The sequence below is a fragment of the Streptococcus mitis genome (assembly GCF_009496205.1).
Lineage (GTDB): Bacteria > Bacillota > Bacilli > Lactobacillales > Streptococcaceae > Streptococcus > Streptococcus mitis_BN.
Genome location: NZ_WIJO01000066.1, coordinates 1 through 9,372, shown reverse-complemented (window position 1 = coordinate 9,372; position 9,372 = coordinate 1). Strand labels below are relative to the sequence as shown.

Annotated in this window: 8 protein-coding genes and 1 other RNA gene; 7 read left to right on the top strand and 2 right to left on the bottom strand. The window is 40.5% G+C overall.

Features of this window, described 5'->3' with window-relative positions; translation table 11 throughout:
- Positions 1 to 230: 230 nt before the first annotated feature.
- Both pbp1a and recU read right to left on the bottom strand, forming a co-directional pair.
- Positions 231 to 2,411: a penicillin-binding protein PBP1A gene (gene pbp1a, locus GEZ85_RS09110; protein ID WP_153210098.1), complete on the bottom strand. Its 2,181-nt coding sequence runs from the start codon at positions 2,409 to 2,411 to the stop codon at positions 231 to 233.
- On the bottom strand, positions 2,408 to 3,004 hold the full coding sequence (recU, locus tag GEZ85_RS09105; protein ID WP_084888131.1) for a Holliday junction resolvase RecU: 597 nt from the start codon (positions 3,002 to 3,004) through the stop codon (positions 2,408 to 2,410). Before recU ends, pbp1a begins: the two co-directional genes overlap by 4 nt.
- A 66-nt stretch (positions 3,005 to 3,070) precedes the next feature.
- Here recU and GEZ85_RS09100 point away from each other — a divergent pair, with 66 nt between their 5' ends.
- The 7 genes from GEZ85_RS09100 to GEZ85_RS09070 all read left to right on the top strand — a co-directional run bounded on the left by GEZ85_RS09100 (position 3,071) and on the right by GEZ85_RS09070 (position 9,245).
- A complete protein-coding gene (locus GEZ85_RS09100; RefSeq protein ID WP_084929903.1) occupies positions 3,071 to 3,598 on the top strand; it encodes an SLOG family protein in 528 nt (175 codons plus the stop codon).
- A gap of 72 nt (positions 3,599 to 3,670) precedes the next feature.
- Positions 3,671 to 4,000, top strand: coding sequence for a cell division regulator GpsB (gpsB, locus tag GEZ85_RS09095; protein WP_191962423.1), 330 nt, complete (start codon positions 3,671 to 3,673; stop codon positions 3,998 to 4,000).
- A 20-nt stretch (positions 4,001 to 4,020) separates the two neighbouring features.
- An RNA gene (rnpB, locus tag GEZ85_RS09090) (RNase P RNA component class B) lies at positions 4,021 to 4,401 on the top strand.
- Between the two features lie 84 nt (positions 4,402 to 4,485).
- On the top strand, positions 4,486 to 5,643 hold the full coding sequence (locus GEZ85_RS09085) for a THUMP domain-containing class I SAM-dependent RNA methyltransferase (RefSeq protein ID WP_084929904.1): 1,158 nt from the start codon (positions 4,486 to 4,488) through the stop codon (positions 5,641 to 5,643).
- 12 nt (positions 5,644 to 5,655) lie between these two features.
- Positions 5,656 to 7,044 carry a cell division site-positioning protein MapZ gene (gene mapZ / locus GEZ85_RS09080; protein WP_153210099.1) on the top strand — a complete coding sequence of 463 codons (1,389 nt, stop codon included), beginning with the start codon at positions 5,656 to 5,658 and terminating at the stop codon, positions 7,042 to 7,044.
- A 75-nt stretch (positions 7,045 to 7,119) separates the two neighbouring features.
- On the top strand, positions 7,120 to 8,544 hold the full coding sequence (gndA, locus tag GEZ85_RS09075) for an NADP-dependent phosphogluconate dehydrogenase (RefSeq protein WP_125411082.1): 1,425 nt from the start codon (positions 7,120 to 7,122) through the stop codon (positions 8,542 to 8,544).
- 11 nt (positions 8,545 to 8,555) lie between these two features.
- Entirely contained in the window at positions 8,556 to 9,245 is a 690-nt protein-coding gene (locus GEZ85_RS09070) for a response regulator transcription factor (protein WP_033686437.1), read from the top strand.
- Positions 9,246 to 9,372: the final 127 nt, after the last annotated feature.

Sequence of the window (9,372 nt, the reverse complement as noted above, 5' to 3'; positions counted from 1 at the left end):
TTTCGGAACTTTGAAAACTTCAAAAAACGGATTTTTATCGCTCTGAATATCAAAAAAGAAAGGACGAAATTTGTCCTTTCTAGATATTAGCTTTTCTTCAACCCACTACAGTTGACAAAGAGCCAAATTTCAATTACAGTATAGCACAGGAAATGATTTTTTGAGCTTTTTACTGTCTTTTTTCAAATAAAAAGATAGTAAAACCACCCAATTTTGGGGTGGTTGGTAATTTATTGTTGTACTGGCTGAGAATTTTGATTAGGCTGACCTTGATTGGTACTTGGTTGTTGTGTTGCCGTATTTTCATTGGTTCCAGCACGGGGAGTAGATGTATTTGAATTTGTGTTTGTGTTTGGTGTCGTTACACTTGACTGAGAGGTTGAGGTCTCTGGAGACTGATTTGCCAGAGCAGGTGTAGAACTTTGTTGAGTAGAGGGTTCAGTCCATATTGGGCGAGCTCCATTTTTGAATACAAATTCCCCGTTTCTGAAAAGTCCGTCTGGCATCGTCCAGTCTTCTGGATGAGTATCTTCTGATAGATACGTTATCATTGAGCGATAAACCTTAGCTGCAACTAGGAAACCATCTCCAACGATAGGAGTTAAACGATTCGAATAACCTGTCCATACAGCCATAGAATACTTACGAGTATAACCAACAAACATTTCATCTGGAGCTACATAGCCAGTGTTCTTGATGTGTTTCTCAATTTCATCATCTGTGTAGTTAGAAGTACCTGTCTTACCAGCTTGCGCTAACCATGGGAGATAGGCTCCACGACCAGTTCCGTATGCCAAGACGGTTTTCATCATTTCGGTCATCATGTAAGCAGTTGTTTCTTTCATAGCTCGTGTACCAGCATCTGAAAATTCTTTTTCACTACCGTCACTGAAGACGACCTTATTGATATACATGGGTTTGTGGTAAATTCCACCGTTGGCAAAGGCAGCATAAGCAGCAGCCATTTTTTCACTGCTTGCACCGTATTGTTTGTTAGATTCAGTTGTATTACTTGAAATGGCGTTTGCATAGTGGATGCTTGGATAATTGATACCTAAGCCATTTAGGAAGGTTTTCGCTCTGTCTAAACCAACTTTATTTAGGGTTTCAACAGCTGTGACATTACGTGACTGTTGAAGTGCATACTGAATTGTAATATTTCCAAAGTAGCCTTTATCCCAGTTGTAGACGGGAGTATCAGTACCAGGATAGTTATAAGGAACATCATGTACAATAGTTGCAGTAGAGTCATAGACTCCATATTCTAAAGCGGGAGCATAGTCAGTGATTGGTTTCATAGTAGAACCCCAGTCACGGTTGGTTTCAACGGCTTGGTTGATTCCGAAAGATACATTACTTGATTGGTGACGGGCACCTAACTGAGCAATGACTTTACCATTTGTTACATCAACGATAGTAGAAGCTACTTGAAGTTCATCATCTGGATAAGCGACATACTCATCTGTGTTATAAACATCCCAAAGTCGCTGCTGAACATCTTTGTCGACATTAGTATAGACTTCCATACCTGTAGTAAGAAGGTTGTAACCAGTTTCTTGTTCAACTTGGTCGATTACTTCTTTGAGGTAGTTGTCCATATAAGCTGGATAACTATTGGCTGACTTCAAACTTTGGAGACCGTCAGTGACGGGAGTATTAATAGCTTTTTCATAATCTTCTGCACTAATGTATTTTTGCCCTTTCATTTCTGAAAGTACCAAGTTACGACGCTCTAGAGCAGCTTCTGGATGGGAATAAGGATCATATTGGTTTGGAGCTTGAGGCATTCCAGCCAAGAGTGCTAACTGTGGCAAGCTTAAGTCCTTCAAGTCTTTTCCATAGTAATTTTGGGCTACGGTTTGCATTCCATAGTTACCGTTGGACATGTAGACTTTATTGATGTAATAGGTCAGGATTTCTTGCTTGGTTGCTTTTTGCTCTAGTTGAACGGCTAGCCAAGCTTCTTGAGCTTTACGTGACAAGGTTTGATCAGCAGTTGAAGTAGAAAAATAAGTCAATTTAATTAATTGTTGTGTCAAGGTTGAGGCACCTTGTAGACCTCCTCCTTGTAGATTTCTCAATGCTGCCCCCATGATACGAATAGTATCAACACCTCTATGGTCAAAGAAACGGTGGTCTTCGATAGACACAATTGCCTTGACTAAGTCAGTAGGAATTTCATTTGCTTGAGCATTTACGCGACGTTCAGACCCAAGGTCAGCAATCAGTTCGTTTTTGTTGTCATAAATCTTGCTAGAAGTTGTCGCAACTAATTTACTTTCAGATAAGGCTGGAGCCTTGCTAACAAAGTAGAGGAAGGCACCTCCACCTAATAGAAATAATGCGATAAATAAGGTAAGGAATGTAATTCCAATATACTTTAAGAATCGCAGAATAGTTTGTTTATTCATCTTGTTTTACCACCTAGTAAATGTTCTTTGATAATATCGAGATAGGGAATTTGAGGGAAAGCTCCTTGCTTTACTAAATATCCGTATTCTTGAATATATCCAAGTGGCATTGATTTTTGACCCTTATCTTGATGATAAAAGCGAATCAAATCAAATGCCGGCAATAAATAAGTTTCTTGTTGAGAAGAAAAATGAAGCAGTACGAAGCAAATGCCCTTTTGTTCTAGAACTTGTTCCATATGTTGAATCTGGTGAAGATGGAAATTCTTCATTGGGATGGCATTTTTTTGTCGCGTTTCCTTGGCTTCAAAGTCAATGTAATGTCCTCTATACACGCCAGAGTAATCTGTTGTGGAAGCTTGTCTAAAATAGGCTTCTACAATTTTGGCTCGACTACGTTGAGGATAGTCTACTCGGACAATTTGAACAGGCGTCGGCTTTTTATGGATAACGGCCATGCCATGCGTCAGATAGTAGTCGTTGGTAGCGTTGATCATCTTTTCAAAAGTCATTCCTCGATTTGCGAAATTTTTTGGTTGAGAAATGGATGTTTGGCTTTTTTTTGATGAAATTTTATGAGGGTAGTTGACCATATTTCTCCTTATTGGTACAATAACATCACTCTATTATATCATAAATTTGCACAGAAAGGGTTAAAAATGACTACAGCTTTGGTTTTAGGCTATTCTGCTTTTGATTTGGGTTTGTTTTCTGACAAGGATCCTCGTATTAAATTGATTAAAAAAGCAATACGTAGGGATTTAGAAGCTATGGCAGAAGATGGGATGACTTGGCTTGTATTTACAGGGACTTTGGGCTTTGAATATTGGGTTTTAGAGGTTGCTCAGGAAATGAAGACCGAATACGGTTTCCAGTTGGCCACCATTTTTGATTTTGAAACGCACGGGGAAAATTGGAATGAAGCCAATCAGCTTAAACTGAGTCGCTTTAAGCAGGTAGACTTTGTCAAATATGCCTATCCCAAATATGAACATACAGGGCAACTGCGTGATTATCAACAATTTTTACTGGAAAATACTGATTTAGCTTATTTTTTCTATGACCCAGAAAATGAGACCAAACTAAAATTTATGGATAACTTGATGAAAAATCAGGAAGGTTATCGCATAAAAAAGCTAACGTTTGAAGACTTAAATGAGCTAGCAGAAAATTTTTCTGAAAAGTAAGCCTTTGACCTTGATTTTTGTTTGCCTTTTTTTATATAATAATACTATTAGAAACCGAGAATGGAGCGAGAGATGGCAAGTATTATTTTTTCAGCAAAAGATATTTTTGAGCAAGAGTTTGGACGTGAAGTCCGTGGATATAGTAAGGTTGAAGTTGATGAATTTTTGGACGATGTCATCAAGGACTATGAAACTTATGCTGCCTTAGTCAAGTCTCTCCGTCAAGAAATTGCAGAGTTGAAGGAAGAATTAGCTCGTAAACCGAAACCTTCACCAGTTCAAGCAGAGCCTATTGAAGCGGCAACTACAAGCTCTATGACGAATTTTGATATTTTGAAACGCTTGAATCGTCTTGAGAAAGAAGTATTTGGTAAACAAATTTTGGATAACTCTGATTTATAAGAGCTCGTTTGAAATGTGCAATTTTTGGATAATCGCGTGAGGAGAATTTCTTCTCATGAGGAAAGTCCATGCTAGCACAGGCTGTGATGCCTGTAGTGTTTGTGCTAGGCGAAACCATAAGCCTAGGGACGAGAAATCGTTACGGCAGTTGAAATGGCTAAGTCCTTGGATAGGCCAGAGTAGGCTTGAAAGTGCCACAGTGACGGAGTCTTTCTGGAAACGGAGAGAGTGGAACGCGGTAAACCCCTCAAGCTAGCAACCCAAATTTTGGTCGGGGCATGGAGTACGCGGAAACGAACGTAGTATTCTGACTGCTATCAGCTAGAGCTGTTAGTGGTAGACAGATGATTATCGAAGGAAGTGGTCCTAGTCACTTCTGGAACAAAACATGGCTTATAGAAAATTGCATATAGGTTGGGGCTGAGAAATTTTCTCAACCTCATTTTTTAAAGTGGACATATAGAAAGGTCTTGCAAGACTGTAACATGAAAAAAGAATTTAATTTAATTGCAACTGTGGCAGCAGGTCTTGAAGCTGTTGTGGGACGAGAAGTGCGAGAGTTGGGCTACGATTGTCAAGTTGAAAATGGTCGTGTTCGTTTTCAAGGAGACATGAGAGCTATTATCGAGACCAACCTCTGGCTTCGGGCGGCAGACCGTATCAAGATCATCGTAGGAACTTTTCCTGCTAAGACTTTTGAGGAGTTGTTTCAGGGAGTTTTCGCCCTAGATTGGGAAAATTATTTACCACTCGGAGCTCGATTCCCGATTTCAAAAGCCAAATGTGTTAAATCTAAGCTTCACAATGAACCCAGTGTACAGGCAATTTCAAAAAAGGCTGTTGTTAAGAAATTGCAGAAACACTATGCCCGTCCAGAAGGCGTTCCTCTGATGGAGAATGGTCCTGAGTTCAAGCTTGAGGTCTCTATTCTCAAAGACATAGCAACGGTCATGATTGATACGACAGGATCCAGTCTCTTTAAACGTGGCTATCGTACAGAAAAAGGTGGGGCTCCTATCAAGGAAAATATGGCAGCAGCTATTTTGCAACTTTCTAACTGGTATCCAGACAAGCCCTTAATTGACCCAACTTGTGGTTCGGGGACTTTCTGTATCGAGGCTGTCATGATTGCTCGAAAGATGGCTCCAGGTCTTCGTCGCTCCTTTGCATTTGAGGAATGGAACTGGATTAGCGATCGCTTGATTCAAGAAGTTCGCACAGAAGCAGCCAAAAAAGTAGATCGTGAGCTTGAGCTAGATATCATGGGTTGCGATATCGATGCACGTATGGTGGAAATTGCCAAGGCTAATGCTCAGGCCGCAGGTGTCGCAGGTGATATTACCTTTAAGCAGATGCGCGTGCAGGATTTACGTTCCGATAAAATCAATGGAGTGATTATCTCCAACCCGCCTTATGGGGAACGCTTGTCAGATGATGTAGGGGTTACCAAACTCTATGCTGAGATGGGGCAAGTATTTGCACCGCTGAAAACGTGGAGCAAATTTATCCTAACTAGTGATGAAGCCTTTGAGACCAAGTACGGTAGTCAGGCGGACAAGAAACGTAAGTTGTACAATGGAACCTTAAAAGTTGATTTGTATCAATATTTTGGTCAGCGTGTTAAACGCCAGGAAGTAAAGTAGAAAGGACAACTCATGAGTAAGAAAAGACGGAATCGTCATAAAGCAGAACATCAAGAAGCGCAATTTGATTTTGATGATGCCAAAGAGCTAACGGTTGGAGAAGCCATGCTAAAAAATGAAGAGGTGGAAGCAGGTGTATTGCCTGGAGATTCTATCTTGGACAAGTATGTGAAACAACATAAAGATGAAATTGAGGCAGATAAGTTTGAAACGCGTCAGTTTAGCAAGGATGATTTAGTTGAAAAAGAAGAGGTAGAAGAGATAGAGGAGACTCAGACTCTAGATAATTTACTTCAAGAGCTTCGTGAGGGAACAGGAGTAGATTCTCCAGCTCCAGAAGATGAGTTGAGTCAGTTTGATGATTTAGAATTAACACGAGTTTCAGAAACTCCTCTTGTTGAAGCCTCTGAGACTGAAGATATTCCAACACTTTATCGAGTCACAGATAGTGAAGATGGAAAAAGTAAGAAGAAATGGGTGCTTTACGGTATTCTAGCAGCCTTAGTGGTTCTTATCCTTGGAACTGGTTATTATGTTTATCGTCAAGTGACTCGTTCGACCAAGGAAATCCAAACTTCTCAATCAACTACAAACACGCAGTCAGATGTGGAAGAATTCAATAATTTATATGATGCCTTCTATACAGATAGCAACAAAACGGCTTTGAAGAATAGCCAGTTTGATAAACTGAGTCAACTTAAAACCTTGCTTGATAAGCTAGAAGGTAGTCGTGAATATACGCTTGCAAAATCTAAGTATGATAGTCTAGCAACTCAAATCAAGGCCATTCAAGGTGTCAATGCTCAATTTGATAAGCCAGCTATTGTAGATGGAGTTTTGGACACTAACGCTAAAGCTAAATCAGATGCTAAATTTACAGATATTAAAACTGGAAATACGGAGATTGATAAAGTGCTAGATAAGGCTATCAGTCTAGGTAAGAGTCAACAAACAAGTGCTTCAAGTTCTAGCTCAAGCTCAAGTCAAGAAAGTTCAAGTTCATCAACAGAGAGCACTACAGACAACACAAGTCCATCTTCAAGCGCCTCAACAAATAGTTCGGTTTCTGCACGTGATGATAGCCATGGTGGTTTATCAAGTTCTGGAGTTGACCTCCAGAGAGCTTCGAGTCGTGTGCCGTTCAATCAATCAGCTGTTGATGATAGCAATAATTCTGCCTGGGATTTCGCGGATGGTGTCTTGGAAAAAATCCTAGCAACTTCACGCTCACGTGGTTATATCACTGGTAACCAATATATCCTTGAACGTGTTAATATCGTTAATGGCAATGGTTATTACAACCTCTACAAGCCAGATGGAACCTATCTCTTTACCCTTAACTGTAAGACAGGATACTTTGTTGGAAATGGTTCTGGACATGCGGATGCTTTGGACTACTAAGCAGTCGTTACAAAATTCTTTCTTTTCAAAAGTAAAAATGATAAAATAAAACAAATTAAACAAGAGGAGTGTCAAATGACAAAAGCTAACTTTGGTGTCGTAGGTATGGCCGTAATGGGTCGTAACCTTGCCCTTAATATTGAATCTCGTGGTTACACAGTTGCTATTTACAACCGTAGTAAAGAAAAAACTGAAGATGTAATTGCTTGCCATCCTGAAAAGAACTTTGTACCAAGCTATGACGTTGAAAGTTTTGTAAACTCAATCGAAAAACCTCGTCGTATCATGCTCATGGTTCAAGCTGGACCTGGTACAGATGCTACAATTCAAGCCCTTCTTCCACACCTTGACAAGGGTGATATCTTGATTGACGGAGGAAACACTTTCTACAAAGATACAATCCGTCGTAATGAAGAATTGGCAAACTCAGGTATCAACTTTATCGGTACTGGGGTTTCTGGTGGTGAAAAAGGTGCCCTTGAAGGTCCTTCTATCATGCCTGGTGGACAAAAAGAAGCCTACGAATTGGTTGCAGATGTTCTTGAAGAAATCTCAGCTAAAGCACCAGAAGATGGCAAACCATGTGTGACTTACATCGGTCCTGATGGAGCTGGTCACTATGTGAAAATGGTCCACAACGGTATCGAGTATGGTGACATGCAATTGATTGCAGAAAGCTATGACTTGATGCAACACTTGCTAGGCCTTTCTGCAGAAGATATGGCTGAAATCTTTACTGAGTGGAACAAGGGTGAATTGGACAGCTACTTGATCGAAATCACAGCTGATATCTTGAGTCGTAAAGACGATGAAGGCCAAGATGGACCAATCGTAGACTACATCCTTGATGCCGCAGGTAACAAGGGTACTGGTAAATGGACTAGCCAATCATCACTTGACCTTGGTGTACCATTGTCACTCATCACTGAGTCAGTATTTGCACGTTACATTTCAACTTACAAAGAAGAACGTGTACATGCTAGCAAGGTTCTTCCAAAACCAGCTGCCTTCCAATTTGAAGGAGACAAGGCTGAGTTGATTGAAAAAATCCGTCAAGCTCTTTACTTCTCAAAAATCATTTCATACGCACAAGGTTTTGCTCAATTGCGTGTAGCTTCTAAAGAAAACAACTGGAACTTGCCATTCGCAGACATCGCATCTATCTGGCGTGATGGCTGTATCATCCGTTCTCGTTTCTTGCAAAAGATTACAGATGCTTACAACCGTGATGCAGACCTTGCTAACCTTCTTTTGGATGAGTACTTCTTGGATGTTACTGCTAAGTATCAACAAGCAGTGCGTGACATCGTAGCTCTTGCTGTTCAAGCTGGTGTGCCAGTGCCAACTTTCTCAGCAGCTATTACTTACTTTGATAGCTACCGTTCAGCTGACCTTCCAGCTAACTTGATCCAAGCGCAACGTGACTACTTTGGTGCCCACACTTACCAACGTAAAGACAAAGAAGGAACATTCCACTACTCTTGGTATGACGAAAAATAAGTAGGTCTGCCATGGGGAAACGGATTTTATTACTTGAGAAAGAACGAAATCTAGCTCATTTTTTAAGTTTGGAACTCCAAAAAGAGCAATACCGAGTTGATCAGGTTGAGGAGGGGCAAAAAGCCCTCTCCATGGCTCTTCAGACAGACTATGACTTGATTTTATTGAATGCTCGTCTGGGGGATATGACAGCCCAGGATTTTGCAGACAAGCTGAGTCGTACTAAGCCAGCCTCAGTGATCATGGTCTTGGACCATCGCGAAGAATTGCAAGATCAGATTGAGACAATCCAACGCTTTGCCGTTTCTTATATCTATAAGCCAGTTATTATTGATAATTTGGTGGCTCGTATTTCAGCGATTTTCCGAGGTAGGGACTTTATCGACCAACACTGTAGTCAGATGAAGGTTCCAACGTCTTACCGTAATCTGCGTATGGATGTAGAACATCATACCGTTTATCGTGGCGAGGAGATGATTGCTTTGACTCGTCGCGAGTATGACCTCTTGGCTACTCTTATGGGGAGCAAGAAAGTTCTGACTCGTGAGCAGTTGTTGGAAAGTGTCTGGAAGTATGAAAGTGCGACCGAAACAAATATCGTGGATGTCTATATCCGTTATCTACGTAGCAAGCTTGATGTAAAAGGTCAAAAAAGCTACATTAAAACAGTTCGTGGTGTTGGTTACACCATGCAAGAATAGAGGCTCTTTGTCAACTGTAGTGGGTTGAAGAAAAGCTAAGCTCGAGAAAGGACAAAATTTGCCCTTTCTTTTTTGATGTTCAGAGCAATAAAAATCCTTTTTTTGAAGTTTTCAAAGTTTCGAAATC

Coding starts and splice junctions, on each gene's coding strand:
- pbp1a (WP_153210098.1), bottom strand. CDS start 2,411: ATGAATAAACAAACTATTCTGCGATTCTTAAAGTATATTGGAATTACA.
- recU (WP_084888131.1), bottom strand. CDS start 3,004: ATGGTCAACTACCCTCATAAAATTTCATCAAAAAAAAGCCAAACATCC.
- GEZ85_RS09100 (WP_084929903.1), top strand. CDS start 3,071: ATGACTACAGCTTTGGTTTTAGGCTATTCTGCTTTTGATTTGGGTTTG.
- gpsB (WP_191962423.1), top strand. CDS start 3,671: ATGGCAAGTATTATTTTTTCAGCAAAAGATATTTTTGAGCAAGAGTTT.
- GEZ85_RS09085 (WP_084929904.1), top strand. CDS start 4,486: ATGAAAAAAGAATTTAATTTAATTGCAACTGTGGCAGCAGGTCTTGAA.
- mapZ (WP_153210099.1), top strand. CDS start 5,656: ATGAGTAAGAAAAGACGGAATCGTCATAAAGCAGAACATCAAGAAGCG.
- gndA (WP_125411082.1), top strand. CDS start 7,120: ATGACAAAAGCTAACTTTGGTGTCGTAGGTATGGCCGTAATGGGTCGT.
- GEZ85_RS09070 (WP_033686437.1), top strand. CDS start 8,556: ATGGGGAAACGGATTTTATTACTTGAGAAAGAACGAAATCTAGCTCAT.